This is a genomic window from Pseudomonas mosselii (assembly GCF_005796105.1).
Taxonomy (GTDB): domain Bacteria; phylum Pseudomonadota; class Gammaproteobacteria; order Pseudomonadales; family Pseudomonadaceae; genus Aquipseudomonas; species Aquipseudomonas mosselii_C.
In genome coordinates this window covers 19,486-45,481 of record NZ_VAUO01000010.1, presented here as the reverse complement: position 1 = coordinate 45,481, position 25,996 = coordinate 19,486, and the positions used below count along the sequence as shown (strand labels likewise).

At 60.9% G+C, this 25,996-nt stretch carries 29 protein-coding genes, 2 tRNA genes and 1 pseudogene; 7 read left to right on the top strand and 25 right to left on the bottom strand.

Annotated features, from left to right (window positions below; translation table 11 throughout):
* Positions 1 to 5 precede the first annotated feature (5 nt).
* Both FEM01_RS19005 and FEM01_RS19000 read right to left on the bottom strand, forming a co-directional pair.
* Complete coding sequence (locus tag FEM01_RS19005; protein WP_138221016.1) at positions 6 to 443, bottom strand: type II toxin-antitoxin system YafO family toxin; 438 nt, start codon at positions 441 to 443, stop codon at positions 6 to 8.
* The gene (locus tag FEM01_RS19000) at positions 443 to 982 is read right to left on the bottom strand and encodes a hypothetical protein (RefSeq protein WP_138221015.1); all 540 of its coding nucleotides are present in this window, start codon (positions 980 to 982) and stop codon (positions 443 to 445) included. Before FEM01_RS19000 ends, FEM01_RS19005 begins: the two co-directional genes overlap by 1 nt.
* Before the next feature lie 216 nt (positions 983 to 1,198).
* Between FEM01_RS19000 and FEM01_RS18995 the strand changes: the two are divergent.
* A pseudogene (locus FEM01_RS18995) lies at positions 1,199 to 1,414 on the top strand (tyrosine-type recombinase/integrase); the annotation flags it as partial.
* Between the two features lie 78 nt (positions 1,415 to 1,492).
* On the opposite strand, the gene FEM01_RS18990 reads toward FEM01_RS18995, so the two are convergent.
* From FEM01_RS18990 to thrS, 9 genes are all read right to left on the bottom strand, one after another.
* A tRNA-Pro gene (locus tag FEM01_RS18990) sits at positions 1,493 to 1,569 on the bottom strand.
* A gap of 99 nt (positions 1,570 to 1,668) precedes the next feature.
* The gene (locus FEM01_RS18985; RefSeq protein ID WP_138221014.1) at positions 1,669 to 2,025 is read right to left on the bottom strand and encodes a MerR family transcriptional regulator; all 357 of its coding nucleotides are present in this window, start codon (positions 2,023 to 2,025) and stop codon (positions 1,669 to 1,671) included.
* Positions 2,006 to 2,308, bottom strand: coding sequence for an integration host factor subunit alpha (gene ihfA / locus FEM01_RS18980; protein WP_009394049.1), 303 nt, complete (start codon positions 2,306 to 2,308; stop codon positions 2,006 to 2,008). The genes FEM01_RS18985 and ihfA overlap by 20 nt, the downstream gene beginning before the upstream one ends.
* A 4-nt stretch (positions 2,309 to 2,312) precedes the next feature.
* The gene (gene pheT / locus FEM01_RS18975; protein ID WP_138221013.1) at positions 2,313 to 4,694 is read right to left on the bottom strand and encodes a phenylalanine--tRNA ligase subunit beta; all 2,382 of its coding nucleotides are present in this window, start codon (positions 4,692 to 4,694) and stop codon (positions 2,313 to 2,315) included.
* Between the two features lie 31 nt (positions 4,695 to 4,725).
* Entirely contained in the window at positions 4,726 to 5,742 is a 1,017-nt protein-coding gene (gene pheS, locus FEM01_RS18970) for a phenylalanine--tRNA ligase subunit alpha (protein WP_138221012.1), read from the bottom strand.
* 107 nt (positions 5,743 to 5,849) lie between these two features.
* The gene (gene rplT / locus FEM01_RS18965; protein WP_003250671.1) at positions 5,850 to 6,206 is read right to left on the bottom strand and encodes a 50S ribosomal protein L20; all 357 of its coding nucleotides are present in this window, start codon (positions 6,204 to 6,206) and stop codon (positions 5,850 to 5,852) included.
* A gap of 28 nt (positions 6,207 to 6,234) precedes the next feature.
* The gene (gene rpmI, locus FEM01_RS18960; protein ID WP_003250667.1) at positions 6,235 to 6,429 is read right to left on the bottom strand and encodes a 50S ribosomal protein L35; all 195 of its coding nucleotides are present in this window, start codon (positions 6,427 to 6,429) and stop codon (positions 6,235 to 6,237) included.
* Between the two features lie 61 nt (positions 6,430 to 6,490).
* Complete coding sequence (gene infC / locus FEM01_RS18955) at positions 6,491 to 7,042, bottom strand: translation initiation factor IF-3 (protein WP_011533207.1); 552 nt, start codon at positions 7,040 to 7,042, stop codon at positions 6,491 to 6,493.
* Positions 7,042 to 8,964, bottom strand: coding sequence for a threonine--tRNA ligase (gene thrS, locus FEM01_RS18950; RefSeq protein ID WP_138221011.1), 1,923 nt, complete (start codon positions 8,962 to 8,964; stop codon positions 7,042 to 7,044). Before thrS ends, infC begins: the two co-directional genes overlap by 1 nt.
* Before the next feature lie 331 nt (positions 8,965 to 9,295).
* Here thrS and FEM01_RS18940 point away from each other — a divergent pair, with 331 nt between their 5' ends.
* Together FEM01_RS18940 and FEM01_RS18935 are read left to right on the top strand one after the other, a co-directional pair.
* Positions 9,296 to 9,598 (top strand): hypothetical protein, encoded by a 303-nt coding sequence (locus FEM01_RS18940; protein ID WP_138221010.1) that lies wholly within the window; start codon positions 9,296 to 9,298, stop codon positions 9,596 to 9,598.
* Between the two features lie 162 nt (positions 9,599 to 9,760).
* Entirely contained in the window at positions 9,761 to 9,973 is a 213-nt protein-coding gene (locus FEM01_RS18935; protein WP_138221009.1) for a cold-shock protein, read from the top strand.
* 91 nt (positions 9,974 to 10,064) lie between these two features.
* Here the strand turns inward: FEM01_RS18935 and FEM01_RS18930 are convergent, their stop codons facing one another.
* Positions 10,065 to 10,385 carry an I78 family peptidase inhibitor gene (locus tag FEM01_RS18930; RefSeq protein ID WP_138221008.1) on the bottom strand — a complete coding sequence of 107 codons (321 nt, stop codon included), beginning with the start codon at positions 10,383 to 10,385 and terminating at the stop codon, positions 10,065 to 10,067.
* A gap of 287 nt (positions 10,386 to 10,672) precedes the next feature.
* On the opposite strand from FEM01_RS18930, the gene FEM01_RS18925 reads away from it, so the two are divergent.
* On the top strand, positions 10,673 to 10,885 hold the full coding sequence (locus tag FEM01_RS18925; protein ID WP_138221007.1) for a hypothetical protein: 213 nt from the start codon (positions 10,673 to 10,675) through the stop codon (positions 10,883 to 10,885).
* Here the strand turns inward: FEM01_RS18925 and FEM01_RS18920 are convergent.
* The 7 genes from FEM01_RS18920 to FEM01_RS18890 all read right to left on the bottom strand — a co-directional run bounded on the left by FEM01_RS18920 (position 10,857) and on the right by FEM01_RS18890 (position 17,903).
* A complete protein-coding gene (locus FEM01_RS18920) occupies positions 10,857 to 11,864 on the bottom strand; it encodes a nucleoside hydrolase (RefSeq protein WP_138221006.1) in 1,008 nt (335 codons plus the stop codon). The two genes, FEM01_RS18925 and FEM01_RS18920, sit on opposite strands and share 29 nt — an antisense overlap.
* A gap of 85 nt (positions 11,865 to 11,949) precedes the next feature.
* Complete coding sequence (gene rbsD / locus FEM01_RS18915) at positions 11,950 to 12,354, bottom strand: D-ribose pyranase (RefSeq protein ID WP_138221005.1); 405 nt, start codon at positions 12,352 to 12,354, stop codon at positions 11,950 to 11,952.
* Positions 12,351 to 13,259 carry a ribokinase gene (rbsK, locus tag FEM01_RS18910; protein WP_138221004.1) on the bottom strand — a complete coding sequence of 303 codons (909 nt, stop codon included), beginning with the start codon at positions 13,257 to 13,259 and terminating at the stop codon, positions 12,351 to 12,353. The genes rbsD and rbsK overlap by 4 nt, the downstream gene beginning before the upstream one ends.
* Before the next feature lie 12 nt (positions 13,260 to 13,271).
* Positions 13,272 to 14,294, bottom strand: coding sequence for a LacI family DNA-binding transcriptional regulator (locus tag FEM01_RS18905; RefSeq protein WP_138221003.1), 1,023 nt, complete (start codon positions 14,292 to 14,294; stop codon positions 13,272 to 13,274).
* A 4-nt stretch (positions 14,295 to 14,298) separates the two neighbouring features.
* Complete coding sequence (locus FEM01_RS18900) at positions 14,299 to 15,294, bottom strand: ABC transporter permease (RefSeq protein WP_138221002.1); 996 nt, start codon at positions 15,292 to 15,294, stop codon at positions 14,299 to 14,301.
* Positions 15,291 to 16,844, bottom strand: a complete 1,554-nt coding sequence (locus tag FEM01_RS18895) for a sugar ABC transporter ATP-binding protein (protein WP_138221001.1) — start codon at positions 16,842 to 16,844, stop codon at positions 15,291 to 15,293. The genes FEM01_RS18900 and FEM01_RS18895 overlap by 4 nt, the downstream gene beginning before the upstream one ends.
* A gap of 105 nt (positions 16,845 to 16,949) precedes the next feature.
* On the bottom strand, positions 16,950 to 17,903 hold the full coding sequence (locus FEM01_RS18890) for a sugar ABC transporter substrate-binding protein (protein ID WP_138221000.1): 954 nt from the start codon (positions 17,901 to 17,903) through the stop codon (positions 16,950 to 16,952).
* A 333-nt stretch (positions 17,904 to 18,236) separates the two neighbouring features.
* Here FEM01_RS18890 and FEM01_RS18885 point away from each other — a divergent pair, with 333 nt between their 5' ends.
* The gene (locus FEM01_RS18885; protein ID WP_171030995.1) at positions 18,237 to 19,328 is read left to right on the top strand and encodes an asparaginase; all 1,092 of its coding nucleotides are present in this window, start codon (positions 18,237 to 18,239) and stop codon (positions 19,326 to 19,328) included.
* 186 nt (positions 19,329 to 19,514) lie between these two features.
* A complete protein-coding gene (locus tag FEM01_RS18880; RefSeq protein WP_416781924.1) occupies positions 19,515 to 19,715 on the top strand; it encodes a DUF1654 domain-containing protein in 201 nt (66 codons plus the stop codon).
* Between the two features lie 2 nt (positions 19,716 to 19,717).
* Here the strand turns inward: FEM01_RS18880 and FEM01_RS18875 are convergent, their stop codons facing one another.
* From FEM01_RS18875 to FEM01_RS18855, 5 genes are all read right to left on the bottom strand, one after another.
* Entirely contained in the window at positions 19,718 to 20,143 is a 426-nt protein-coding gene (locus FEM01_RS18875; protein WP_138220998.1) for an HD domain-containing protein, read from the bottom strand.
* A gap of 134 nt (positions 20,144 to 20,277) precedes the next feature.
* Entirely contained in the window at positions 20,278 to 20,847 is a 570-nt protein-coding gene (locus FEM01_RS18870; protein WP_138220997.1) for an SPOR domain-containing protein, read from the bottom strand.
* A gap of 162 nt (positions 20,848 to 21,009) precedes the next feature.
* A tRNA-Val gene (locus FEM01_RS18865) sits at positions 21,010 to 21,086 on the bottom strand.
* A 141-nt stretch (positions 21,087 to 21,227) separates the two neighbouring features.
* Positions 21,228 to 23,420 (bottom strand): OsmC domain/YcaO domain-containing protein, encoded by a 2,193-nt coding sequence (locus FEM01_RS18860; RefSeq protein ID WP_138220996.1) that lies wholly within the window; start codon positions 23,418 to 23,420, stop codon positions 21,228 to 21,230.
* Positions 23,421 to 23,548: 128 nt separating this feature from the next.
* A complete protein-coding gene (locus FEM01_RS18855; RefSeq protein WP_138220995.1) occupies positions 23,549 to 24,700 on the bottom strand; it encodes a PLP-dependent aminotransferase family protein in 1,152 nt (383 codons plus the stop codon).
* Between the two features lie 82 nt (positions 24,701 to 24,782).
* Here FEM01_RS18855 and FEM01_RS18850 point away from each other — a divergent pair, with 82 nt between their 5' ends.
* On the top strand, positions 24,783 to 25,220 hold the full coding sequence (locus FEM01_RS18850) for a MarR family transcriptional regulator (RefSeq protein WP_138220994.1): 438 nt from the start codon (positions 24,783 to 24,785) through the stop codon (positions 25,218 to 25,220).
* 221 nt (positions 25,221 to 25,441) lie between these two features.
* Here the strand turns inward: FEM01_RS18850 and FEM01_RS18845 are convergent, their stop codons facing one another.
* Complete coding sequence (locus FEM01_RS18845) at positions 25,442 to 25,879, bottom strand: spore coat protein (protein WP_138220993.1); 438 nt, start codon at positions 25,877 to 25,879, stop codon at positions 25,442 to 25,444.
* Positions 25,880 to 25,996: the final 117 nt, after the last annotated feature.

Sequence of the window (25,996 nt, the reverse complement as noted above, 5' to 3'; positions counted from 1 at the left end):
GGACGTCAGTTCTGATCTCGAAACTTTTTAGCCAGCACCCCAAGCCGAGTCATTACCGCATCTACCTTGGCTTTGTCATGCGCATTAGGGGCGAAAAACGCAAGTATCATATAGCGATCTTCGTATAGCTCGCCCTGAACATAGACTAATGCTGCATCTAAATGCGGGAGGCTCTTGTCGCACTTTCTGTATGCCTGGCAAACCTTCTCTTTGAACGTCTGCGGAGGTAGTGCGATGTGAATGTGGCGAAGCTGTCCAGACCTCGCAGCCGCTGGCTCATGATACGGTTGATCGCACCCCATGTAGCTCGGGATTTTCAGGCCGCCACTCTCCATGCAGGCAGCAAAATCGGCCTTGAGCTGATCAATGGTAAATGGGTAATTGGCGAGCGCAGACTGAATGTCCGCCCGCAGATCAGGATGGATTTCAACCTGAACGGGCACTAGCTGATTTGCTTAATCAGACGCAGCGTGGTGTGCGCAGTAAGCTTGCTCAGCCCTTCAAGATCTACTTCGCTGTGAAAGACCTCAGGAACGACAGTACGCTGCTTGATCAGCGAATCATTCATGGCTGCAACGGAGCGAGCCTTCGCTATGGCGCGGATCAGCTTGTTGTACTCAGCCTCTGCGTCCTCGGGCGCGCCAATCTCCCTGAAACGGCTTTCTGCAAATCGAAGGTTCTCTGCAATCAACCCAAATGGTTGATCTTGCAGGTACTTTTCCGGAACGTGGTCTTGGCAAAGAATCTTTGTGTACTTCGACATGCGTGCTTCAAGATCCTTTAGCTCAGACACAGCCTGCTCCACCAACGCCTCCATATCGGCATCGGCGCTAGTGGGCTTGGATACAAAAGCGGACTTCTGCTTAGCAGGCGCGTCTGCCCAAGCAGCACTGCCAGCCATTAGCGCACAGACCGCCGCAATGGCAAGGGCAAGGGATGGCCCCGACCATGAGGCCTTACTTTGCGTGGTAGTGATGGTCATGGCGTCACCGGCAGTGTTCATTGGTTAAGGAGTATACAGCAGGGCAAGGTGGGATTGTATTACACGCAGCCCATATGCCCACCCATCCACCCTGGACGGGAAGCCAGTACGCGCCATGTCCGGGCCGTAGTAGCGTTGTGCCTCTCAACGAACCGCCCCGGTCCGTTGCCGGAAAGCCCATGGACTGGAGCAAGATGACCTAGCCGGTCTGCTTCGAGGGTTCATGACTTGAAGCACACTTTCGGCAGGCGCCTGAAAGCAGCGGGTGTAACAGAGGAAGATCGGAAGTCGCTACTTGGCCACAAGAACGGCAGCGTGACCAGCCACTATTCTGGCGCGGAGCTGGGACAGTTGATAGAGGCGGCAAACAAGGTTTCAGCTACGGACTCGCGTGGCCCGGTGCTGACGATTCTGAAGAGGAGGCAGGCATAAAACCTGAGAAGTCACGCAAAAGTCACGCAAAGGAAAAAGGCCACCCCTTGCGGGAATGGCCTAAGTCCTTGGGATTATTGGTCGGGACGGAGTGATTCGAACACTCGACCCCTTGCACCCCATGCAAGTGCGCTACCGGGCTGCGCTACGCCCCGACATCATTCTCGATACCGCTGAGAACGGTGAAGAATCTAACCTAACCTTCTGATTAATGGAAGCTTTTTTTCAAAAATTTCCACTCATCGGCAATCAGGTCACTTCTTCAAGACCACCAGTACATCCTCCAACTCGGTAATCATCTGCCGAATCAGCTGCTTATACTGGCTGGACTCATCCTTGACCTCGTCACTGGAAAGACGCAAACGCGCCCCGCCAATGGTGAAGCCCTGGTCATACAGCAGTGCGCGGATCTGGCGGATCATCAGCACGTCTTGGCGCTGGTAATACCGCCGATTGCCACGGCGCTTCACCGGATTGAGCTGCGGAAATTCCTGCTCCCAGTAACGCAGCACATGCGGCTTTACCGCACAAAGCTCGCTGACTTCACCAATGGTGAAGTAGCGTTTGCCCGGGATGGGGGGCAGCTCGTCGTTATGGCTTGGTTCCAGCATAGGCCTCTACCCGGGCTTTCAGCTTCTGCCCTGGACGAAAGGTGACGACGCGGCGTGCGGTGATCGGGATCTCTTCCCCGGTTTTGGGGTTGCGGCCCGGCCGCTGGCGTTTGTCGCGAAGGTCGAAGTTGCCGAAACCGGACAACTTGACCTGCTCGTTGTCTTCAAGCGCGTGCCGAATTTCTTCGAAAAACAGCTCGACCAGCTCCTTGGCCTCTCGCTTGTTGAGTCCCAGCTCCTCGTACAGCCTTTCGGCCATCTCAGCTTTCGTCAGAGCACCCATACCGTTATTTCCTTAACGTGGTGTTCAACCTTTGTTCGAGCGAGGTGAGGATATTTACCAAGGTCGCATTCACCTCATCGTCATTAAGAGTGCGCGATGGATGCTGCCAGGTCAAGCCGACGGCCAGGCTTTTTCTATCAGGATCAATACCTTTACCCTGGTAGACGTCAAACAGCCTGAGGTCCGTGAGCCATTCGCCTGCATTGTCACGAATGACTTCAAGCACCGAACTGGCCGCCACGTCACGCCCTGCAATCAGCGCGAGGTCGCGACGGGTTTCCGGGAACTTCGACAGTTCGCTGAACTTGGGCAGGCGACCTTCTACGACATCGCCAAGCACCAACTCGAAGACGAACACCGGACGGTCGAGGCCGAGGGTCTTGGCCAGCTCCGGGTGAATGGCGCCGAGGTAGCCGACTTCCTTGCCGTCGCGCTCGATGCGTGCAGTCTGGCCGGGGTGCAGGGCCGGGTGCTTGCCGGCAGCGAAGGTGAAGTCACCCAGCGCACCGGAGTAGCCCAGCAGGGCCTCTACGTCGGCCTTGACGTCGAAGAAGTCGATGCCATCGCGACCGTTGGCCCAACCTTCGGGTTGGCGGCTGCCGGTGACGACGCCAGCGATCATCGGTTGCTGCTTGAGATCACCCAACTGACCGACGAAACGCAGACCGCTTTCGAACAGGCGTACGCGGTCTTGCTGGCGGTTGAGGTTGTGCTGCAGCGCCTTGACCAGGCCCGGCCACAGCGAGGCACGCATGGCGGCCATGTCGCTGGAGATTGGGTTGGCCAGCAGCAGCGGCTCGACGCCAGGGGTGAACAGCTCGAACAGTTTCGGATCGATGAAGCTATAGGTAATGGCTTCCTGATAGCCACGGGCAACCAGCAGGCGACGCAGGTTCGGCAACTCGCCACGGGTCTCCGGGCGGGCCTGCGGGGCCAGGCGAGCCTGCGGGTAGCGGACCGGCAGGTTGTTGTAGCCATACAGGCGGGCCAGCTCTTCGATCAGGTCGACTTCCAGACTGATGTCGAAGCGGTGGCTCGGCACGCTGACGGTCCACGCCCCTGCCCCATTGGCGCTGGTTTTCAGCTCCAAAGCATTGAGCAGTTGTTCGACCTGGGCCGCCTGCATCTGCATGCCAAGCATCTGGGTAATGCGTTCATCACGCAGGGTGATCGGCGCGATCTTCGGCAGGTGCTGCTCGCTCACGGCTTCGACCACTGGGCCGGCTTCACCGCCAACGATTTCCAGCACCAACGCAGTGGCGCGCTCGAGTGCTTCACGGGCCAATTGCGAGTCGACGCCACGCTCGTAGCGGTGCGAGGCATCGGTGTGCAGGCCGTAGGAACGGGCCTTGCCCGCAACGGAAATCGGCTCGAAGAAGGCGCTCTCCAGGAACAGGTCGCGGGTCTTCTCGGTGCTCACACCGCTGTGCTCGCCGCCCATGACACCGGCAATGGCCAAGGCACGGGAGTGGTCGGCAATCACCAGGGTGTCAGCGCGCAGGGCGACTTCCTGGCCGTCCAGCAGGACGAGCTTTTCGCCCTCCTCGGCCATGCGTACGCGGATGCCACCGTTGATTTCGGCCAGGTCGAAGGCGTGCATCGGCTGACCGAGTTCAAGCATCACATAGTTGGTGATGTCGACGGCAGCATCGATGCTGCGCACGTCGCTGCGGCGCAGGCGCTCGACCATCCACAGCGGCGTTGGCTTGCTCAGGTCGACGTTGCGGATCACGCGGCCCAGATAACGTGGGCAGGCCGCTGGAGCACTGACTTCAACCGAGCGCACTTCGTCATGCGCAGCCGGCACGGCTGGCACCACTGGACGCGACACAGGGACGTCGTACAGTGCGCTGACGTCGCGGGCCAGACCTGCGATGGACAGGCAGTCGCCGCGGTTCGGCGTCAGGCCGATCTCGATGCTGGCGTCGTCCAGGCTCAGGTACTGGCGAATGTCCTCGCCCACCGGGGCGTCGGCGGCCAGCTCCAGCAGGCCGTCGTTCTCTTCGCTGATCTGCAGCTCGGCTGCCGAGCACAGCATGCCGAACGACTCGACGCCGCGCAGCTTGGCTTTCTTGATCTTGAAGTCGCCTGGCAGCTCGGCGCCGATCATGGCGAACGGGATCTTGATGCCTGGGCGAGCGTTGGGGGCACCGCAAACCACCTGGAAGGTTTCTGCGCCGTTGCTGACCTGGCACACGCGCAGCTTGTCAGCGTCCGGGTGTTGTTCGGTGGCGAGAATCTCGCCGACTACGATGCCGCTGAACTGGCCGGCAGCAGGGGTCACGCTGTCGACTTCAAGGCCAGCCATGGACAGGCGGGCAACCAGTTCATCACGGGAGACTTGCGGGTTTACCCAACCGCGCAGCCACTGTTCACTGAATTTCATGCTGTTCTCCTGAAAGTTGCGTCGATTGGGCCTAGCGGAATTGGGCGAGGAACCGCAGGTCGTTGTCGAAGAACAGACGCAAATCGTTGACGCCATAGCGCAGCATGGCCAGGCGCTCGGCGCCCATGCCGAAGGCGAAGCCCTGGTACTCTTCCGGGTCGATGCCGGACATGCGCAACACGTTCGGATGGACCATGCCGCAACCCATCACTTCCAGCCAGCCGGTCTGCTTGCACACGCGGCAACCTTTGCCGGAACACATCACGCACTGGATGTCGACTTCGGCGGAAGGCTCGGTGAAGGGGAAGAACGAGGGGCGGAAGCGCACAGCCAGTTCTTTCTCGAAGAACACCCGCAGGAACTCTTCGATGGTGCCCTTGAGGTCGGCGAAGTTGATACCGCGATCGATCAGCAGGCCTTCGACCTGGTGGAACATCGGCGAGTGGGTGATATCCGAGTCGCAACGGTACACACGGCCTGGACAGACGATGCGGATCGGCGGCTGCGTGGACTCCATGGTGCGCACCTGAACCGGCGAGGTGTGGGTACGCAGCAGCATGTTGGCGTTGAAGTAGAAGGTGTCGTGCATCGCACGGGCCGGGTGGTGGCCAGGGATGTTGAGCGCTTCGAAGTTGTGGTAATCGTCTTCGACCTCTGGGCCCTCGGCGATGCCGTAGCCAATGTGAGTGAAGAACTGCTCGATGCGCTCCAGGGTACGGGTGATCGGGTGCAGCCCGCCGGTGGTCTGGCCACGGCCTGGCAGGGTCACGTCGATGCATTCGGCGGCCAAGCGAGCATTGAGCTCGGCCTCTTCGAAGGCGGCCTTGCGTGCGTTGAGCACCTCGGTGACACGTTCCTTGGCGTCGTTGATCAGCGCGCCGACCTTGGGGCGCTCGTCGGCTGGCAGATTGCCCAGGGTCTTCATCACCTGGGTCAGCTCGCCTTTCTTGCCGAGGAATTGGACCCGGATCTGTTCCAGGGTAGTGATGTCTTCAGCGCGTTCCACGGCCTCGAGGGCTTGGCCAACCAGCGCGTCCAGGTTTTCCATGTACAGACTCCAGATACGAAATAGGGGAAGAGCTTTTGAAGGCTCTTCCCCTATCGATGACGTTTTACATCCGGCGACCGAGGCCGCCGAATGATTGTCGTGGGTACTTAAGCCAGAACGGCTTTAGCTTTCTCGACAATCGCAGCAAACGCCGCTTTTTCGTTCACTGCCAGGTCGGCCAGAACCTTGCGGTCGATTTCGATCGACGCTTTTTTCAGGCCAGCAATCAGACGGCTGTAAGACAGACCGTTGGTGCGGGCACCGGCGTTGATACGAGCGATCCACAGAGCGCGGAACTGACGCTTCTTCTGGCGACGGTCGCGGTAGGCGTATTGGCCTGCCTTGATGACCGCTTGCTTGGCAACGCGGAATACGCGCGAGCGTGCACCGTAGTAGCCTTTAGCCAGTTTCAGAATTTTCTTGTGACGCTTACGAGCGATGACGCCACGCTTTACACGAGCCATGAGTAACTTCCTCTATCTTTGACCGAAATTAACGTACGCGCAGCATGCGCTCGACTTTTGCAACGTCAGACGGGTGCAGCAGGCTGGCACCGCGCAGTTGACGCTTACGCTTGGTCGACATTTTGGTCAGGATGTGGCTCTTGAAAGCGTGCTTGTGCTTGAAGCCGGAAGCTGTTTTCAGGAAACGCTTCGCAGCACCGCTCTTGGTTTTCATTTTTGGCATGTTGGAACTCCGCATTCGATAAAATTACACAATAATCATCAGGCCTGCCGTGCCCGGGAGATTACTTCTTCTTTTTGGGGGCGATGACCATCATAAGCTGGCGTCCTTCCATCTTCGGATGCTGCTCAACGGTGCCATATTCGGCGAGGTCGGTTTCGACCCGCTTCAACAGCTCCATGCCCAGCTCCTGGTGGGCCATCTCACGGCCGCGGAATCTCAGAGAGATCTTGGCCTTGTCCCCATCGCTAAGGAAACGTACCAGGTTGCGTAGTTTTACCTGGTAATCCCCTTCTTCCGTCCCTGGACGAAACTTGATTTCTTTGATCTGGATCTGCTTCTGGTTCTTCTTGGCTTCGTTGGCCTGCTTCTTCTTCTCGAAGAGGTGCTTGCCGTAGTCCATCACCTTGCAGACGGGCGGTTGCGCATCTGCAGAGATTTCCACCAGATCCAGCTTCGCTTCATCAGCGATACGCAGCGCTTCATCAATCGAGACGATGCCAATCTGCTCGCCGTCAGCACCAATTAACCGAACCTCGCGTGCCGAGATATTCTCGTTGATCGGGGCTTTCGGTGCAGTTCGTTTATCGTTTCTCATTTCACGCTTAATAGTCATTACTCCGATTCTAGGCGACCGCGCTTCGCCACTGCGTCAGTGAGCAGCTGGGTGAATTGGGAGACAGGCATGGAGCCGAGGTCTTGGCCTTCACGGGTGCGTACGGCGACGGTCTGCGTTTCGACTTCGCGATCCCCTATAACCAGCAGGTATGGGACCTTGAGCAAAGTATGCTCGCGGATTTTAAAGCCGATCTTCTCATTTCTCAAGTCCGACTTGGCACGGAAACCGCTACCATTCAGGGCTTTTTCCACTTCGAGGGCGAAATCGGCCTGTTTGTCGGTGATGTTCATCACCACAGCCTGGGTCGGCGCCAACCACGCAGGGAACACGCCGGCGTAGTGCTCAATCAGCATGCCGATGAAGCGCTCGAACGAACCGAGGATCGCACGATGCAGCATGACCGGGCGCACACGACTGTTATCTTCGGCGATGTAGCTGGCGTCCAGACGCTCAGGCAGGTTCGGGTCGTACTGCAGCGTACCACACTGCCAGTTACGGCCCAGGCAGTCGCGCAAGGTGAACTCGATCTTCGGACCGTAGAACGCGCCCTCGCCCGGCTGGTATTCCCACTCCAGGCCCGACTCGTTCAACGCATCGGCCAGGGCGCCTTCGGCGCGGTCCCACAGCTCTTCGGACCCCACGCGCTTGGCCGGACGGGTCGACAGCTTCATAGCGACATCGGTGAAACCGAAGTCCTTGTACACGTCCAGGGTCAGCTTGATGAAATCAGCCGCTTCTTTCTTGACCTGCTCTTCGGTGCAGAAGATGTGCGCATCGTCCTGCACGAAGCCACGCACGCGCATGATGCCGTGCAGCGCGCCGGAGGGCTCGTTGCGGTGGCAAGCACCGAACTCGGCCAGGCGCAGCGGCAGGTCGCGGTACGACTTCAGGCCCTGATTGAACACCTGCACGTGGCACGGGCAGTTCATCGGTTTTACCGCGTAGTCGCGGCTTTCCGAAGCGGTGGTGAACATGTTCTCTGCATAGTTGGTCCAGTGCCCGGAACGCTCCCACAGGATGCGATCGACGACTTGCGGGGTCTTGATTTCCGAGTAGCCGTTCTCGCGCTGAACCTTGCGCATGTACTGCTCGAGCACCTGGTAGACGGTCCAGCCATTGGCATGCCAGAACACCATGCCAGGGGCTTCTTCTTGCAGGTGGAACAGGTCGAGCTGCTTGCCGATCTTGCGGTGGTCGCGCTTTTCGGCTTCTTCGATGCGCTGGATGTAGGCCGCCAGCTGCTTCTTGTCAGCCCAGGCGGTGCCATACACACGCTGCAGCTGCTCATTCTTGGCATCGCCGCGCCAGTAGGCGCCGGAGAGCTTGGTCAGCTTGAAGGCTTTCAGGAAGCGGGTGTTCGGCACGTGCGGGCCACGGCACATGTCGACGTATTCTTCGTGGTAGTACAGGCCCATGGCCTGCTCGTCAGGCATGTCCTCGACCAGGCGCAGCTTGTAGTCTTCGCCACGCTGAGTGAACACGTCGATGACCTCGGCGCGCGGGGTCATTTTCTTGACGACGTCATAGTCGGTATCGATCAGCTGCTGCATGCGCTTTTCGATGGCCGCCAAATCGTCCGGTGTGAAAGGACGTTCGTAGGCGATGTCGTAATAGAAGCCTTCGTCGATCACCGGCCCGATCACCATCTTGGCGGTCGGGTACAGCTGCTTTACTGCGTGGCCGATCAAATGGGCGCACGAGTGACGAATGATCTCCAGTCCCTCTGCATCTTTGGGGGTGATGATCTGCAGGGTGGCGTCATGATCGATCTTGTCGCAGGCATCGACGAGCTTGCCGTCGACCTTGCCGGCCAGGGTGGCCTTGGCGAGGCCCGCGCCAATGGAGGCGGCGACTTCGGCTACGGATACCGGCTGGTCGAACGTACGTTGACTGCCATCGGGAAGAGTAATAACGGGCATGGCGCCTCCTCTCCTAGTGGTGACCCCTACCAAAGGTCACGTGGGTTGGGATGAGCCAGTACAAGATCCGCCCTGCCTTTCCCGCGGGAAAGCCTGCCTCACAGTGGCAGAGACCTTTCGGCCTGCCAGGAACGAACCAGAGTGACTGGAAAGTAAATAAGAAGTTGCAGCCAGAACGGGCTGCAAGCCGGCCATGCTAGCACGGGCTAGAGCCGCAGGCAGAAATATTTGGAAATTACGTACCCAGGGTGAACTTGTACGGAAATTTTCCTATCAGACTTTGTGAAGCAACCTACTCTAGATGAGACCTTAACCCAAGGAGTGCCTGGTTATGCGACTTCCTTCCCTTCTGGCCGCGTGTGCCACAACGGCCTTGCTGCTGCCGCTGGCCGCCCATGCAGGTAATTTCCCGCCCGGCAAGGAGGCTGCCTACATGGCGCAGTGCACGCAGGTGGCCACTGGCCAAGGCGTGGACGCGGCGACGGCGAAAAAGCACTGCGACTGTGGTGCCCAGACCATCAAGAAAAATTTCACCGACAAGGAGATCGTCGAACTCGATAGCAAGGATGGGGTAGATGCCAAGCTGATGCAGCGTGCCCAAGCCACCGTGCAGGCCGCCTGCAAGCCGAAATAGCTAAAATTTCGAGGCCAATCCAGACATTGTTTGCTCTGGATCAACATCCTGCGAAGGTAAAAGGCGCTAGATGCGCAGAAATGAACTATGATGTTGCCCGTGCTCCTGTAGCCTCGGCAACATTGCACCTCGAAAAAAATCATGTTTCTGGAGATTCACCTCATGTCCAATCGCCAAAACGGCACCGTCAAATGGTTCAATGATGAAAAAGGCTACGGCTTCATCACCCCAGCAGGCGGCGGCGACGACCTGTTCGTTCACTTCAAGGCCATCGAATCCGACGGCTTCAAGAGCCTGAAAGAAGGCCAGACCGTCTCCTTCGTTGCCGAGCGCGGCCAGAAGGGCATGCAGGCTGCACAGGTTCGTCCGGAGTAATTCGGATACCGCTGTAAAAAAACCCGCCACTTGTGGCGGGTTTTTTATTGGCCGCTTGCACCGGTGCGACCCGCTGCAAGCGCAGCCTCCTTTAACCGCAGTTGACGCGGGTCACCACACCCTTGTCGTCGACGTTCAAGTTCACCCGCTCCGAGCGATACTCCAGGGTGATCATGTCAGTCGGCTTGAGGATACGCCCCATCTGTGAACCGCTAGCCTTGCGCGCCTGCTCGAGCAACTCGGGGGTACCTGGCTTGCCGATGGCGAAGTCGGCACCACTGGCGTCGCAGCGGCCATCGTTGCCAGCCGGGGCAGCAGGCGAAGCCTTGTCGCCCGAAGAACCACCGGTGCTGCAACCTGCCAGTACGGCAGCTACCAGCAAGGTGGCCAGGGAAGCGCGGGTACGGAACATGAATCCTCCTGAAATCGATCTGGGCAATGTCCATGCGACAATGCCTGTAGCTCTTTGTTGCAAGGCCGCCGGATTCTGCCTGAACCCAAGACCCGAAGCGAAACACAATCGTGACCGAATTTTGCACCAAACCGCAGGTTACACCTCGCCCCGCGCTTATGCTTAAGTCGCAGGGCCGTTGACATCAAGGCGTGATTTACTGGAACCAATGGAGTGCGCACGGCCTCCTATCGAACGCCAGGACCCGGTATTCGACCTCCCACCCAGGCCCCTCACGAGAGCCCTCCATGAGCAGTCACAGCATCGATGCCGACATCAAGGTCAAATGGGCCGAAGGCCAGAGCGCCTATAGCCCCAGCACCCCAGAAGAGCTATTGCTGATCGCCATCGATCTACTGGTACGCGACCGCGGTAGCGAGGCAGCGCGCAGCTTCATCGACCAGGTGTTCGAGCGCTATGCCCACCACGCGGCTATTGCAGTCGCGCCAAGCGGGCGCTGAGCAGGTCGAAGAACCCCTGCGCATCGCCCTCTTCTATCCAGTGCACGTTGCTCGGCTGCTTGAGTACGCCGTACCAGTCAGCGATGGTCTGACCGAACGTCGGACCTTCACGACTGTCGATGGCCAGATGCACGTCGCGCCCTTTGAACAGCTCGGGCTTGAGCAGGTAGGCGATCACGCTCGCGTCGTGTACCGGGCCGCCAGGCATACCGTATAACTGCATGTCGTACTGGATGTAGGCATTGAGAATGTCGACCACACGCTTGCTGGCCTGATTATTCACCGCAGCCAACTGCTTGAGGCGCGCCTCGCTGGTGAGCAACTTATGGGTGACGTCCAGTGGCAGGTAGGTGAGCTTGGCCCCGCTGGCCAGCACCACTTCGGCCGCGTGTGGGTCGGCGTAGAGGTTGAACTCGGCGGCGGGGGTGATGTTACCGCCGTTGAAGTGCGCCCCACCCATCACCACCACCTCCTTGAGGCCTTGGGCGATTTCGGGCTTCTGGATCAAGGCCAAGGCCAGGTTGGTCTGCGGACCAAGCATGGCCAGGGTGATGCTGTGGGGCTCGGCAGCGCCAAGCGTATCCACCAGGTACTGTACGGCATTGCCTTGGGCCAAGGGCGCCTTGGGCTCGTGCACCGGCACGCCGGTCAGGCCTTCTTCACCGTGCACGTTGGCCGCATAGATGGGGGCGCGCACCAGGGGGCGCCCTGCCCCGGCATACACCGGAATATCTTCGCGCCCGCCCCATTCACGGGCCAGACGGGCATTGCGCGAGGTCTTGTCCAGGCGCACATTCCCCGCCACCGTGGTGATCGCACGGATCTTCAGCTCATCCGGCGAAGCCATGGCCAGCAACAGCGCAACCACATCGTCGGCCCCAGGATCAGTGTCGATGATAAGCTCGCGCGGGGCAGCCATCAGGCTGGTGGCAGTCAGTGCCGACATCAGTACAGCTCCTTGCAGTAGGCGTTTGAACATTCAGCTCTCCTTTGCCTATTCCGTTGACCTATCCCTCGTGCCACAAGGGGGAGGCATCTGCGAACAGATGGCCTGCATGGCCTACCTAGAAGGTAACCCCCGCAACCAGGGCGATATTACTGTATGGCTGACACTCCCCCGTGCGCACCACAGCCCGCGCCTGGCGGCTCAGCACCTTGAACGCCTCATGACCGAGCAGCTCGCGCTTACCCAGCTCGCCCAGTCTGTGCATGCGCTCCACCTCAGCCAGCCCCGGGGGAGCTGCCTGGAACATCTCTTCACCCAGCACATGTCGCTCGACCTGCATTTCGCTCAGCACCACCCGCAGCACGCTGGCAAAGTCCGGGATGCCGGGCGTCAGCGCCAGGTCGATCAGTTCCACCCCAGGCGGCACCGGCAGTCCGGCGTCACCGATCACTAAGATATCGCCATGCCCAAGTCCGGCAATGGTTCGCGACAGGGCTACGTTCAACAAGGCCGTTTTTTTCATGGAGTCATTTCCGCCAGGTAAGGAATCGACGGCTGAGCACCGCTGCGGGTGACGGAAATCGCCGCCGCTCGCTGCCCGAAAACGATTGCGTCGGTAATCGAGAAACCATTGGCCAGGTGCGCCGCGAAACCACCGACGAATGTGTCGCCGGCCGCAGTGGTATCGAGCGGCTGCACGGCCGCGGCCTTGAAGTGTTGCGCGCCTTGCCCATCGACATGCAGTGCGCCCTGGGCGCCCAGAGTGACGATAACCTGCCCCGCGCCGAGTGCACGCAAACGCTCGGCGGCAGCCTGGGCGCTGGCCAGGTCGGTCACGGGCAGCCCGGTCAAGGCCTCGGCTTCACTTTCGTTGGGGATCAGGTAGTCGATCTGCGTGTACCACTCAGGCGGCAGCGGCCCGGTGGCCGGCGCCGGATTGAGAATGACGGTCTTGCCCAGTGCGTGACCACGGGCCAGTGTCCAGGCCACGGTTTCGGCGGGAACCTCCAACTGGCAGACGATCACCTCGGCACCCTGCAGCAGCGCATCGAAACGCTGCACCGACTCAGGCGTCAGCAGGCCGTTGCCGCCCGGAACGATGACGATGGCGTTCTGGCTTGCTGCATCAACCACAATCAGCGCCACACCGCTGGAGACACCGGCGCATACACCCACGCCCTGGCAATCGACACCCTCCACTTGCAGCGCATCGCGCAATTGCTGGCCGTAGGCGTCATCGCCCACGTTGCCGAGCATCGCCACACGGGCGCCCAATCGCGCCACAGCCACCGCCTGATTGGCGCCCTTGCCGCCTGGCGCGGTGAAGAATTGCTCACCAGCCAGGGTTTCGCCACCGCGCGGCAGACGCTGGGCACGCGCCACCAGGTCCATGTTGAGGCTGCCGACCACTACCACCTTGGCATCCATTGGGGTACTTCCTTAACGGTAATCGTTGAACAGATCCGGGCGCGGCCCGGTGGATTCGCGCAGCACCAAGCGCGGCGCGACGATACGTTGCTCGGTCTCGCCGCGGCGTGGCGCAGTGATGCGCGACAGCAACAGAGCCGCGGCGCTCTCGCCAAGCTCCCGAATCGACTGACCGACCGTGGTCAGCGCCGGGTACACGTAGCGACTGAGTTCGATGTCGTCGAAACCGATCACCGACAACTCACCGGGCACGTCAATGTTGCGCTCGGCAGCCGCGCGCAGCACACCGAAGCCGATCATGTCGTTGCCGGCAAAGATCGCAGTGGGCCGCTGGCCATCGAGCAGGCGCGCGGCTGCCGCATGCCCGCCCAGGCTGGTGAAATCGCTGTGCAACACACCGTCTGCGGCGATGCTCACCCCTGCCTCGGCCATGGCTCGACGGAAACCGGCAAGACGCAACTGGCTGACGCCAGTGTCCTGCGGGCCGGCAATCGTGGCGATGTCGCGGTGGCCCAGCTCCAGCAAGTGGCGGGTGGCAAGGTAGGCGCCTTGCTCGTGGTCGATACGCACCAGATCCGCCTCGACACCTTCCAGCGCGCGGTCGACGATCACCATCGGCGTGCGCACGCAGCGCAGGCTGTCGAGCAAGTCGCGGTCCTCGCCCACCGATGCCACCACCAGGCCGTCGATACGTTTTTCCAGAAGCACCCGCAAGTAACTGCGCTGCTTCTGCGGGTCGTCATCGGAGTTGCATAAAATCACACAGTAGCCATTACGCTCGCAGGCATCCTCGATACCCCGTGCCAGCTCGGCAAAGTACGGGTTGACGCTATTGGGCACCAGCAGGCCGATGGTGGCAGTGCTGCGGGCCTTGAGCGAACGCGCCACGGCGCTGGGCACGTAGTCCAGCTCAGCGATGGCCGCCTCGACTTTCAGGCGCACGTGCTCGCTGACCGGACGGGTCTTGTTCAGTACATGCGACACGGTGGTGTAGGAAATACCCGCCAGCGCCGCGACGTCTTTGATGGTTGCCATGGTTTCAGTTCCGCCGGTTCGCGCGCCGGCTGCGGTAAGTGTCGAGCACCACGGCGATGACGATCACCGCGCCAGTGATGATGCGCTTGGTAGGTTCGGAGGCGCCGATTTGCGCCAGCCCTGCGGCCAGCACCGAAATGATCAGCACACCGAAGAACGTGCTGATGACCGAACCTCGCCCACCCATCAGACTGGTGCCGCCGATCACCACGGCAGCGATCACCTGCAACTCCAGGCCAGCACCGGCATTCGGGTCGGCCGCCTCAAGCCGGGAAATCTGGAACAACGCGGCAAGGCCCGCGAGCACGCCCATCAGGGCGAATACCAGGATCTTGTAGGGGCGCGGATCGATACCGGCCAGGCGCACTGCCTCTTCGTTGGTGCCAATGCCGATCAGGTAACGGCCGAATACCGTACGGGTCAGCACCAGCTGGGCTACCACGATCACCAGCAGGGCGATGATGAACGCTGGCGAGATGCCGAATGCAATCGGGTTGGAGAACCAGGCGAAGGCATCGCCGATGTAGGCGGTGCGCGAGTCGGTGAACTGGTAGGCCAGGCCACGGGCCATTTCCAGCACGCCGAGCGAAACGATGAACGAAGGAATGCGCCAGGCCACGGTAATGCTGCCGGTGACCGTGCCCGCCAACGCCGCCACGGCCATGCCCAGCAGCGCTGCCGGCAGCACGCTCCAGCCCCAGCCGAGGATCGCCACGCTGACCGTGGAGGCGGCCAGCGCCAGCACAGAGCCCACCGACAGGTCGATGCCGCCGATGATCAGCACGAACGTCATGCCCACCGCCAGCACCATCAGGTCGGGGATCTGGTTGGCCAAGGTGCTGAAGGTGGCGTAGGAGAGGAAATGGCTGCTCAGCAACGAGAACAGCACGATCATCGCCAGCAAGGCGCCAGCCAGGCCCAGGTAAGTACCCAGGCCCAGGTAACTGCCGGTACGGCGAACAGGCTTGGCGCCCGAGGTATCGAGAGGGGTGGTTTTCATGCGTCCATCCTGGGAGCTGCATCGTGCAGCAAGGCATCACGTTTCTGATAACCGGCGAAAGCGGCTGCGAGGAGTTGGTCCTGGCTCCAGCGGTCACGGTCGAAGGTGTCGATCAGGCGTCCGGCCGAGAGCACGGCGATGCGGTCGCAAATCAACATCAACTCGCGCAGGTCGCTGGACACCACCACCAAGGCCTTGCCCTGGCGAGCAAGCTCGGCGAGCAAGCCGTAGATGTCGAATTTAGCGCCGACATCGATACCACGGGTAGGTTCGTCGAACAGCAGCACCTGGCAGTCGCGCTCCAGCCAGCGGCCGATCACCACCTTCTGCTGGTTGCCACCGGAAAGCTCACCCACCGCCTGCTCAGGGCCCGCGCTGCGGATGCGCATGGCGCTGATCTGGCGTTCAGCCAGGCTACGTTCGGCGCCGCTGTCCAGCACCCCCGCGTGGGACACGGCAGCGAGGTTGCCCAGGGCGATATTGGCACTGATCGACTGCGTCAGCAGCAAACCTTCACCTTTACGGTCTTCGGTGATCAGTGCGATGCCGGCCTTGACCGCAGCCTTCGGCGAGTCGACGACCACCGGGCGCGGCGGCTGCCCCAGGGAAACCGTGCCGCTGTCGGCGCGGTCGGCGCCGTAGATCAGGCGCAGCAGCTCAGTGCGCCCGGCACCGATCAGCCCGGAAATACCAAAGATCTCCCCTGCCCTGACCTCGAACGACACATCGCGCACCTTGTCGGCACGGCTCAGGTGCTCGACCTTGAGCAGCGGCGCCCCGAGATTGCGCTGGCCCAAATCGATGTGCTCGCCGAGCGCACGCCCAACCATCAGGTTGACCAACTGATCGCTGCTGTAGCGCTGGATAGACTCGACGCACACCAGCTTGCCGTCGCGCAGCACGGCGATGCGCTGGGCCACCCGCTGCAACTCTTCGAGCCGGTGGGAAATGTACACGATGGCCACGCCACGCTGGCGCAGGCGCTCGATCTGGGCGAACAGCAGTTCGACCTCGCGCGCGGTGAGCATGGCCGTGGGTTCGTCGAAGATCAGCACGCGGCAGTCGCCGATCAGGTTGCGGGCGATCTCGACCATCTGCTGATGACCAATACCCAATTCGCCCACTGGAGTATCTGGATCGATGGTATCCAGGCCCACCTGGGCCATCGCCGCAATCGCAAGCTGGCGCAAGCGTTTCTGATTGATCCAACCCAGGCGCCCAGGCAGGTTGTCGAGGAACAGGTTCTCGGCCACGGTCAGGGTGGGCAGCAGGTTGAGTTCCTGCATGACCATGCGCACCCCCAGGCCTTCTGCCTCGGTGCGACTGGCCGGTCGATAAGGCTGACCGCGGTAGAGCATATGCCCGCTAGTCGGGATTTCCAGACCACTGATGAGCTTGGACAAAGTGGACTTGCCAGCCCCGTTCTCACCGGTCAGGGCCAATACTTCGCCGCCGCGCAGCTCAAGCGTGACATCACCGAGCACGGGCTGGGCGTAGGTCTTGCCCAGACCGGTGACGGCCAGCACGGTTTGATCGGCCGACACAGACATGGCCACCTCTCTCCTAAAACGAAACACTGCTTGTGGGTTGAACGGACATTCGCAAGCGCGGGCGGCGCAGGTTCAGGCCGCCCCACCTACTACCCGCTTGCTCTGTTACTGCTTGATCAACTCGACCGGCGTCTGGATGACGTTGTCAGCATCCACATCCGGCTTCTCGCCCTTGATCATTTTGAGGGCGGCCTGGATACCGAACACGGCCTGTTGGCTGGCGGCCTGGTCGAGGGTGGCAAGTACGCGGCCATCCTTGAGCATCGGTTTGATGGCGTTGATGTTGTCGTAGCCGACTACTTGCACCTGGCCAGTCTTGCCAGCGGCGCGCACGGCCGACACCGCACCCAAGGCCATGCTGTCGTTGCCGGCCAGCAGCGCCTTGAGGTCTGGGTATTCGTTGAGCATCGAAGCGGCGACGGCGTTGCCCTTGTCGATCTCCCAGTTGCCCGACTGCACCGAGACGATCTTCATCTGCGCCGCCTCCATGGCATCCTTGAAGCCGGCAGTACGCTGCTGGGCGTTGGTGGTGGTCGGCACGCCTTCGATGATACCCACCTGATCCCCCGGCTTGAGCTTCTGCTGGGCCAGGTAATCACCCACCAGTCGCGCGCCCTTGCGGTTGTCCGGCCCTACGAACGGCACACTGATGCCTTTGCTCTTGAGCACGTCGGGGTCGAGGCGGTTGTCGATGTTGACCACGGTGATACCGGCGTCCATGGCTTTCTTGACCACCGGGACCAGGGCCTTGGAATCAGCAGGGGCAATCACCAGGGCCTTGGCACCGGTGGCGATCATTTGCTCGACGATACGGATCTGGTTACCGGTATCGGTCTCGTCCTTGATGCCGTTGGCCACCAGATCGAAGTCGTTGGGGTGTTCTTTCTGATAAGCCTTGGCGCCATCTTCCATGGTGCGGAAGAACTCGTTGGCGAGGGATTTCATGACCAGGGCGACCTTGGGCTTGTCTTCGGCATGCGCAACAGACAATGGCAGGGCGAGCATGAGCGAGGAAAGAACGGCAATGGCCAGCGGACGACCGGGGAAAGGCAGCTTCATGGAATTGACTCCGAATCTTGTGGTTTTTATCGGATGCAAACGTTTGCGGTGACTCACTATGGAAACAGCTCTCGCATTTGTCAAATCCGCATTGCAGCCTTTTCGACACAGGTGTTCGGATTATCCGCAATTTATCCGAAAAACCGAACTGCTTTCCTAATCGCGTTCGGCAAGCCGAACCACGAAAGCGCCCACTACGCCCCGGCCCGCACAACGTTCTTATAAATATCAATAACTTGCACATTTCAGCTGACGAACGGTGGGACTGGTACGAAACCTGCCTCGATACCACTGCGACACAGCAAACATCTCATCTGGAAGAGAGAAGAAGAAATGATCGAAACCACCCTGAAGACCTTCGCCCCGGCCGCCCTGGCCCTGCTGCTGGCCCTGCCCAACGTGGCCAGCGCGAAGGACACCGAGCAACGACAGAAGCTTGCCAACGTGGTCATCCTCGCGACCGGCGGCACCATCGCCGGCGCGGGCGCCAGCGCCGCCAACAGCGCTACCTACCAGGCCGCCAAACTTGGCGTCGACAAACTGATCGCCGGGGTGCCGGAGCTGGCCGACCTTGCCAACGTGCGCGGCGAACAAGTGATGCAGATCGCCTCGGAAAGCTTCAGCAACGACGACTTGCTAAAACTGGCCAAGCGCGTCGCGGAACTGGCCGAAAGCAAGGATGTGGACGGCATCGTCATCACCCACGGCACAGACACCCTGGAAGAGACCGCCTATTTCCTCAACCTGGTTGAGAAAACCGACAAGCCAATCGTGGTGGTCGGCTCGATGCGCCCAGGCACCGCGATGTCCGCCGACGGCATGCTCAACCTGTACAACGCCGTGGCCGTGGCCAGCGACAAGCAATCGCGCGGCAAGGGCGTACTGGTGACGATGAACGATGAGATTCAGTCCGGCCGAGATGTCAGCAAAGCGGTCAACATCAAGACTGAAGCCTTCAAGAGCGCCTGGGGCCCGATGGGCATGGTCGTCGAGGGCAAGTCCTACTGGTTCCGCCTGCCGGCCAAGCGCCACACCACTAACTCGGAATTCGATATCAAGCAGATCAGCAGCCTGCCGCAGGTCGATATCGCCTACGGCTACGGCAACGTCACCGACACCGCTTACAAAGCGCTCGCCCAAGGCGGTGCCAAAGCCATCATCCACGCCGGCACCGGCAACGGCTCGGTGTCCTCGCGGGTAGTACCGGCCCTACAGGAACTGCGCAAGGACGGCGTGCAAATCATCCGTTCCTCCCACGTCAACCAAGGCGGCTTCGTACTGCGTAACGCCGAACAGCCAGACGACAAGAACGACTGGGTCGTAGCCCATGACCTGAACCCACAGAAAGCGCGGATCCTTGCCATGGTGGCAATGACCAAGACCCAAGACGCCAAAGAGCTGCAGCGGATCTTCTGGGAATACTGATAACAGGACGCTTCGCGGGGCAAGTGCGCCTCTTCGATACCTGTAACCAGGCCCATCGGGAGGCGGGCTTGCCCCGCGATTTCATATTGCGAATTTGCCTACAGTGAAATACTGTATGCACATACAGCAAAAAAGGAGCATCCTGTGGCCAGCACTTGCGCCGAAACACCGGGCAGCTATGAACAGATGGGTCAGCGCATCCAGAAAATCATCAACAGCCCCACCGCTCAACGCAGCCGTGCCGCGCTGATTTTCCGTCTTGAGCACGAATCGCCCGATGACTGGGCCACGCTGCTCGAGGAAATCGCCGAGAACGACAACGTCACCCTCGCCCATCGCGACGATGGCGGCATCCAGATCTTCTGGACAGTGCCGAAGGACGACTGAACTCAGGCCAGGGTGCGCAGGTAGGCGCTGGCTTGCTGGTAGCGCGACAGCCTGGCAAGGTCCGCTGGGCCTGGATGGACGATGCGACCGAGGTCACTGTTGTCGGCCAAGTCAGCCAGCTTCACTTCGCGTGCCAACGGGTCGCCTCCCAGGCGGATCACGAAAGCCTCGTAGCTTTCGCCCTCACGCCGACTCAGCGCCAGCACGGCGGCAAGAATTTTCAGCGGGAAGCCTTCGCGCGCAAGGTCGGAAAGCGTCAGCGGGGTATCTTCCAGCACGTCATGCAGCACAGCGACAATACGCTGCTCCGGCGTACAGACCCGCGCCATCACCCGCAATGGGTGCAGAATATAAGCCGCCCCGCCCTTGTCGACCTGCCCTTCATGTGCCCTGGTAGCCACCGCGATGGCGCGTTCCAGTGTAGCCATGAGGCCTCCCTGATTTCACATCTGCCATGCTCAGCATAGTCGCTGAACGTTGCAGCTGTGACAGTGACCGCAGACGCTCTGTTCCGCACCTGCGGCGACAAAGCGCAGCGTATTCAATCGCCCACCGCACCGGCTCAGCGCGTTACGCCATGCTGGATGACGATGGAGTCAGTGCCCAGCTTGGCCATCACCTCAGCCTTGCGGGCATCAGCCTCGGCCTTGCTCGGGAAAGGCCCCATCAGCACCACCGGCTTACCTTCACGGTATTCGACCCAGGAGGGAATACCCTTTTCGATCAGGCGTGCAGTCATGTCGGTGAGCGCCCCCATGTTCGGGCCCTGGATCACTTCGACATCCCAGCCCTGGGGGGCCGGCTGATCGGCCAACGCATCGGCGCGGCGCTGCAGGTCGGCCCCCCCGCAAACCTCGCGGATGCGTAGGTTGTTGCCGGTTTCGTCGATGAGAATTTCGTACTGACCATCGTGCTTGATCGCCACATAACTGCGGTAGGGCTCGTATTGCCCAGCATCGTCCTTGCCACGCACCTGGCCGCAAATCGAGCCATTGGTGTCGAAGCGCACGTTGGCGAACTTGGCCGTCTTGGGGTTGTTCAGGTGTTCGGCTACCTGCTTGTGCCCCCCTTCGACCTCGTTGTTACAGCCCGCCAAGGCCAACACCGCCATTACCACCGCCAGTTTGCGCACGCCTGTACCTCCAGATTCGAAGGCTCGGATTCTAGCATGGGCAAGCGGGGGATTCTGAGGGGGTGCGGCAACGCTGCAACGGTATGTGTAACCAGCGATGAATCGGTACGGTAAAGCGCAATGCAAAAAGGGCGACCCTTGCGGATCGCCCCTTCTGATGTTTGGTAGGCACAATTGGACTCGAACCAACGACCCCCACCATGTCAAGGTGGTGCTCTAACCAACTGAGCTATGTGCCTGTCGTGTGGGGCGCATATTAGTGCTGCTTTCATACGCTGTAAAGGTTTTTTTTCAAAAAAATCAAAACCTTTGCGAAAACATCGCAGCGTTGCCGCACCGCTGTCGCGGGGCTCCGTGGCAGAAGCCCCTTGCGCGTTTGCTTAGCCCTGCGCCGCCCTGCCCCGCGCCGCGTGCAGCTTCTTGTAGCTTTCCACCAGGCGCAGGTGGCGATCGAGGCCCTCTAGCTGCATGCTAGTCGGGGTCAACCCATAGAACCGCACGCTGCCCTCCACCGATCCGAGCACCGCATCCATCCGCTCGTTGCCAAACATCCGTCGGAAGTTGGTCTCGTAATCGGCCATCTCCAACTCGTCATCCAGCACCACTTCGAGCACCGCGTTCAGCGCCTGATAGAACAGCCCTCGCTCGAGCGTGTTGTCATTGAACTGCAGGAACATCTCCACCAGCTCCTTGGCATCGTCGAAACGCTGCAACACCAGATGAATCAGCAGCTTGAGTTCAAGGATAGTCAACTGCCCCCATACGGTGTTGTCGTCGAACTCAACGCCGATCAGCGTGGTGATGGTCGTGTAGTCATCCACCTCGGCGTTGTCCAGGCGCTTGAGCAGCAGCTTGAGCGAACGGTTGTCGAGCTTATGCAGGTTGAGGATGTCGGAACGGAAACCCAAGGCGCGGTTGGTGTTATCCCAGATCAGGTCTTCCACCGGGTAGATCTCCGAATAACCCGGCACCAGGATACGGCAGGCGGTCGCGCCAAGGTCATCGTACACGGCCATGTACACCTCCTTGCCCATCCCTTCGAGGATGCCGAACAGTGTCTGCGCCTCCTGCACGTTGGAGTCCTGGCCTTGGCCCGAAAAGTCCCACTCGACGAACTCGAAGTCAGCCTTGGCGCTGAAGAAACGCCACGACACCACGCCACTGGAATCGATGAAGTGCTCGACGAAGTTATTCGGCTCGGTCAGGGCATGGCTTTCGAAGGTCGGCTGCGGCAGATCGTTCAGACCCTCGAAGCTGCGCCCCTGGAGCAACTCGGTGAGACTGCGCTCCAACGCCACTTCGAAGCTTGGATGGGCGCCGAACGAGGCGAACACACCACCGGTGCGCGGGTTCATGAGAGTGACGCACATCACCGGGAACTCCCCGCCCAGGGAGGCGTCCTTGACCAGCACCGGGAAGCCCTGCTCCTCCAGCCCCTGAATGCCGGCGACGATACCAGGGTACTTGGCAAGGACCTCTTGCGGCACATCCGGCAGGCACAACTCGCCTTCGAGGATCTCGCGCTTGACCGCCCGCTCGAAGATCTCCGACAGGCACTGTACCTGCGCCTCAGCCAGGGTGTTACCGGCGCTCATGCCGTTGCTCAGGTACAGGTTCTCGATCAGGTTGGACGGGAAGTACACCGTCTGGCCATCGGACTGGCGCACGAAGGGCAGCGAGCAGATGCCGCGTTCTTTATTGCCCGAGTTGGTGTCGTACAGGTGCGAGCCACGCAGCTCACCGTCAGGATTGAAGATCGCCAGGCAGTGTTCATCGAGGATCTCCACCGGCAGCGCATCGCGCGGCCCAGGCTTGAACCACTGCTCGTTGGGGTAATGCACGAACGCCGCGTTGGCGATGTCCTCGCCCCAGAACTGGTCGTTGTAGAAGAAGTTGCAGTTCAGCCGCTCGATGAACTCGCCCAGCGCCGAGGCCAGCGCCGCCTCCTTGGTGGCGCCCTTGCCGTTGGTGAAGCACATCGGCGACTGCGCGTCACGCAGATGCAGCGACCACACGTTAGGCACGATGTTGCGCCACGAAGCGATCTCGATCTTCATCCCCAGATTGGCCAGCAACGCCGACAGGTTGGCGATGGTCTGCTCCAGCGGCAGGTCCTTGCCAGGAATGTAGGTGCTGCTGTCGGACACCGGCATCAGCAGCGCCTGGGCATCGGCGTCGAGGTTGTCGACCTGCTCGATGACGAACTCAGGACCGGTCTGCACCACCTTCTTTACCGTGCAACGGTCGATGGAACGCAGGATGCCCTGGCGGTCCTTCTCGGAAATGTCCTCGGGCAGCTCGACCTGGATCTTGAAGATCTGCTTGTAGCGGTTCTCCGGGTCGACGATGTTGTTCTGCGACAGGCGAATGTTCTCGGTCGGGATGTCGCGGGTCTGGCAGTACAGCTTGACGAAGTACGCCGCACACAGCGCCGAGGACGCCAGGAAATAGTCGAACGGCCCCGGCGCCGAGCCGTCGCCCTTATAGCGAATCGGCTGATCGGCGATCACCGTGAAGTCGTCGAACTTGGCTTCCAGACGGAGGTTGTCGAGAAAATTGACCTTGATTTCCATGGGCGGGCATACCAGAAAGCGGGCGAAAAATGGCGGGTATTATCCGGGATTTTTGGCGCAAAGTGTTGATGGGCGTGCAGCCTGCTCAGCGCCCCTGACAGGCGGAGTACGCGACACGCCTCAGCCCCCTACTTCGCCTCGCGCACCACCTGCGCCAACCGCCGCAGCCCCTCCTCCAGCAACGCCGGCGGCACATGGCTGAAATTCAGGCGCAAGTACCCCAGGTGTTGATCCGGCTCGGGAAAGAACGCCTCGCCCGGCATGAACGCGACGTCCACCGCCAACGCCGCTGGCAGCAGGGTGCGGGTATCGAGCGGCCGCTTTAAGGTCAGCCAGAAGAACAGCCCACCCTCAGGGACCTGCCAGTCGGCCAAATCGGCGAAATGCGTTTGCAGTGCCGCCTGGAACGCATCGCGGCGGCTGCGGTAGTAATCACGCAGGCCGGCCAGGTGCTGCTGGTGCTTCTCGCTGCCCAGCCATTGCAGCAACTGCCACTGGCCGATGCGGTTGGTGTGCAGGTCGGCCGCCTGCTTGAGCCGCAACAGGTACGGGAACAGGTCGGGACTGGCGATCAGGTAGCCCACCCGCAAGCCCGGCAGCAGGGTTTTCGAGGCCGTGCCGGTGTAGATCCAGCTGGCCTTGCGCAGGCGCCCGGTGATTGGCGTGGCGTCGGCGCCGTCGAAGCTCAGCTCGCGGTAGGGCTCGTCCTCGATCAAGGTCACGCCGAACTCGTCCAGCAGCGCCGCCACGGCATCGCGCTTGGCTTGGCCGTAGCGCAGGCCAGACGGGTTCTGGAAGGTCGGGATCAGGTAGACGAATGCCGGGCGCTGTTGTTCGAGGCGCTGGCGCATGGCCGCCAGATCCGGGCCGTCGGCCTGCATCGGCAAGGCCAGGCAATCGGCGCCGAACAGTTGAAAGTTCTGCAACGCCGCCAGGTAGGTCGGCGCCTCCAGCAAGACTGGCGTACCAGTGTCCAGGTACAGCTTGGCCGCTAGGTCCAGGGCCTGTTGCGAGCCGCTGAGCACCAACACCTGGCTGGCATGGCAGTCGATCCCCAACGCCCGCGCTTCGGCCGCCAGGGCTTCGCGCAGGGCCGGCTCGCCCTCGCTCATGCCGTATTGGCCTATGCCCACCGGCATCTGCTCCCAAGTCACCTTCGGCAGCATCGACTCGGCCGGCAGGCCGCCAGCGAACGACATCACCCCTGGGCGCTGCGCCGCAGCAAGGATTTCACGGATCAGGGAACTCTTCAGGCGCGTGACACGTTCGGAGAAAGCCATGGGGATCACCAGTAGCGAAGCGTGGAAGAAATACGTCAAACTGATTGACCGAACTTACGATGTCGCCCACGGATAAGTCAATATGATTGACCTTAAAAACCCCGCCTGCCAACAGCAAGCCATGGAAGCGTTCTTCTTCGGTTACCAGGCCTTCACCGCCAAGCCCGATGAAATGCTCGAACGCCGCGGCCTGAGCCGGGTGCACCAGCGCATCCTGTTTTTCATCGCGCGTTATCCGGGCCTGAGCGTGAAAGCGCTGCTGGCGCAGCTGGGCGTGAGCAAGCAGGCGCTGAACATCCCCTTGCGTCAGCTGATGGAGATGCGCCTGGTAGACAGCCAGGCGTCAGCGCAAGACAAGCGCATGCGCTTGTTGCAACTGAGCGAGGAAGGCGAGCGCCTGGAACAGGCACTGCGTCGCGAGCAGGTGAAATTGCTCGAGCGGGTGTTCGCCGAGGCCGGCGAAGCGGCGGTGGGAGGCTGGCTGGCGGTCAATCAGGCGCTGGGAAACAGCGCCCTGTAGGAGATCACCCAGCCCTTTGGGCTGCGCTGTCGCGCAGAGAATTGAAATTACAAGCGCGCCACGTACCCTGTGGGAGCGGGTTTACCCGCGAAGCAGGCGACTCGGTGTATGGCACCGGCTTCGCCGGTGTTCGCGGGTAAACCCGCTCCCACAGGTCTCTGCTAAATCAACAAGTTATGTGTAGTTCTATAGGAGCGGCGGGGTTGCGCAGCGGCGCACGATCAAGCCTCGGTATTGACCACGCTACCAGCGCTGCTGCCACCGCTCTCGGTCAGCGCCGTGAGCAGTTGCGCAGTGGCGGCCTGGATCTGCCCATTGAGCGTGGCGATGCTCGCCTGCTTGGCGGTGACCAGGGCCAATTTGGCGCTGTCGTCGGTCTTCTGCGCCATCAACTGGGCCAACTGCCGTTGTTCATCGGCCAGTTGCTTTTGCAGCTGCTTGATCATCTGGCGCAGCTGTTTGATGTGCGGCGCTTCGGTGTCGCTGTCGCTACTGCTAGCGCGGTCAGCCTTGCCCGCCCCCGCAACAGACGACTCAGTGGCCAGCTTGGTTCCGTCCACCTGCAACGACGTCTGCGTGCCAGGTGTCTCCTGCGCTGGGGTGCTGGCCGGCTGGTTCGCAGCCGGGTTGCTGATGCTGATGCCGGTGATGCCCACCATGTCCCTGATCCTCTGAAAAAGGTCCCTTACGTGACCGCTGCATCGGCCGCGACGGGCATTTCTTGAGTCCGCCCTGACGATAAATTTGCCCGCCCGTCACTCGTCCACCTGATACCC

Coding starts and splice junctions, on each gene's coding strand:
- pheT (WP_138221013.1), bottom strand. CDS start 4,694: ATGAAATTCAGTGAACAGTGGCTGCGCGGTTGGGTAAACCCGCAAGTC.
- FEM01_RS18860 (WP_138220996.1), bottom strand. CDS start 23,420: ATGGAAATCAAGGTCAATTTTCTCGACAACCTCCGTCTGGAAGCCAAG.
- FEM01_RS18920 (WP_138221006.1), bottom strand. CDS start 11,864: ATGTTCAAACGCCTACTGCAAGGAGCTGTACTGATGTCGGCACTGACT.
- rbsK (WP_138221004.1), bottom strand. CDS start 13,259: ATGGATGCCAAGGTGGTAGTGGTCGGCAGCCTCAACATGGACCTGGTG.
- ihfA (WP_009394049.1), bottom strand. CDS start 2,308: ATGGGTGCTCTGACGAAAGCTGAGATGGCCGAAAGGCTGTACGAGGAG.
- FEM01_RS18885 (WP_171030995.1), top strand. CDS start 18,237: ATGATCGAAACCACCCTGAAGACCTTCGCCCCGGCCGCCCTGGCCCTG.
- FEM01_RS18900 (WP_138221002.1), bottom strand. CDS start 15,294: ATGAAAACCACCCCTCTCGATACCTCGGGCGCCAAGCCTGTTCGCCGT.
- thrS (WP_138221011.1), bottom strand. CDS start 8,964: ATGCCCGTTATTACTCTTCCCGATGGCAGTCAACGTACGTTCGACCAG.
- FEM01_RS18905 (WP_138221003.1), bottom strand. CDS start 14,294: ATGGCAACCATCAAAGACGTCGCGGCGCTGGCGGGTATTTCCTACACC.
- FEM01_RS18855 (WP_138220995.1), bottom strand. CDS start 24,700: ATGGCTTTCTCCGAACGTGTCACGCGCCTGAAGAGTTCCCTGATCCGT.
- FEM01_RS18895 (WP_138221001.1), bottom strand. CDS start 16,844: ATGTCTGTGTCGGCCGATCAAACCGTGCTGGCCGTCACCGGTCTGGGC.
- FEM01_RS18935 (WP_138221009.1), top strand. CDS start 9,761: ATGTCCAATCGCCAAAACGGCACCGTCAAATGGTTCAATGATGAAAAA.
- pheS (WP_138221012.1), bottom strand. CDS start 5,742: ATGGAAAACCTGGACGCGCTGGTTGGCCAAGCCCTCGAGGCCGTGGAA.
- FEM01_RS18875 (WP_138220998.1), bottom strand. CDS start 20,143: ATGGCTACACTGGAACGCGCCATCGCGGTGGCTACCAGGGCACATGAA.
- FEM01_RS18850 (WP_138220994.1), top strand. CDS start 24,783: ATGATTGACCTTAAAAACCCCGCCTGCCAACAGCAAGCCATGGAAGCG.
- FEM01_RS18930 (WP_138221008.1), bottom strand. CDS start 10,385: ATGTTCCGTACCCGCGCTTCCCTGGCCACCTTGCTGGTAGCTGCCGTA.
- rplT (WP_003250671.1), bottom strand. CDS start 6,206: ATGGCTCGTGTAAAGCGTGGCGTCATCGCTCGTAAGCGTCACAAGAAA.
- rbsD (WP_138221005.1), bottom strand. CDS start 12,354: ATGAAAAAAACGGCCTTGTTGAACGTAGCCCTGTCGCGAACCATTGCC.
- FEM01_RS18925 (WP_138221007.1), top strand. CDS start 10,673: ATGAGCAGTCACAGCATCGATGCCGACATCAAGGTCAAATGGGCCGAA.
- FEM01_RS18845 (WP_138220993.1), bottom strand. CDS start 25,879: ATGGTGGGCATCACCGGCATCAGCATCAGCAACCCGGCTGCGAACCAG.
- FEM01_RS18890 (WP_138221000.1), bottom strand. CDS start 17,903: ATGAAGCTGCCTTTCCCCGGTCGTCCGCTGGCCATTGCCGTTCTTTCC.
- infC (WP_011533207.1), bottom strand. CDS start 7,042: ATGACTATTAAGCGTGAAATGAGAAACGATAAACGAACTGCACCGAAA.
- FEM01_RS18985 (WP_138221014.1), bottom strand. CDS start 2,025: ATGCTGGAACCAAGCCATAACGACGAGCTGCCCCCCATCCCGGGCAAA.
- rpmI (WP_003250667.1), bottom strand. CDS start 6,429: ATGCCAAAAATGAAAACCAAGAGCGGTGCTGCGAAGCGTTTCCTGAAA.
- FEM01_RS19000 (WP_138221015.1), bottom strand. CDS start 982: ATGACCATCACTACCACGCAAAGTAAGGCCTCATGGTCGGGGCCATCC.
- FEM01_RS18880 (WP_416781924.1), top strand. CDS start 19,515: ATGGGTCAGCGCATCCAGAAAATCATCAACAGCCCCACCGCTCAACGC.
- FEM01_RS18940 (WP_138221010.1), top strand. CDS start 9,296: ATGCGACTTCCTTCCCTTCTGGCCGCGTGTGCCACAACGGCCTTGCTG.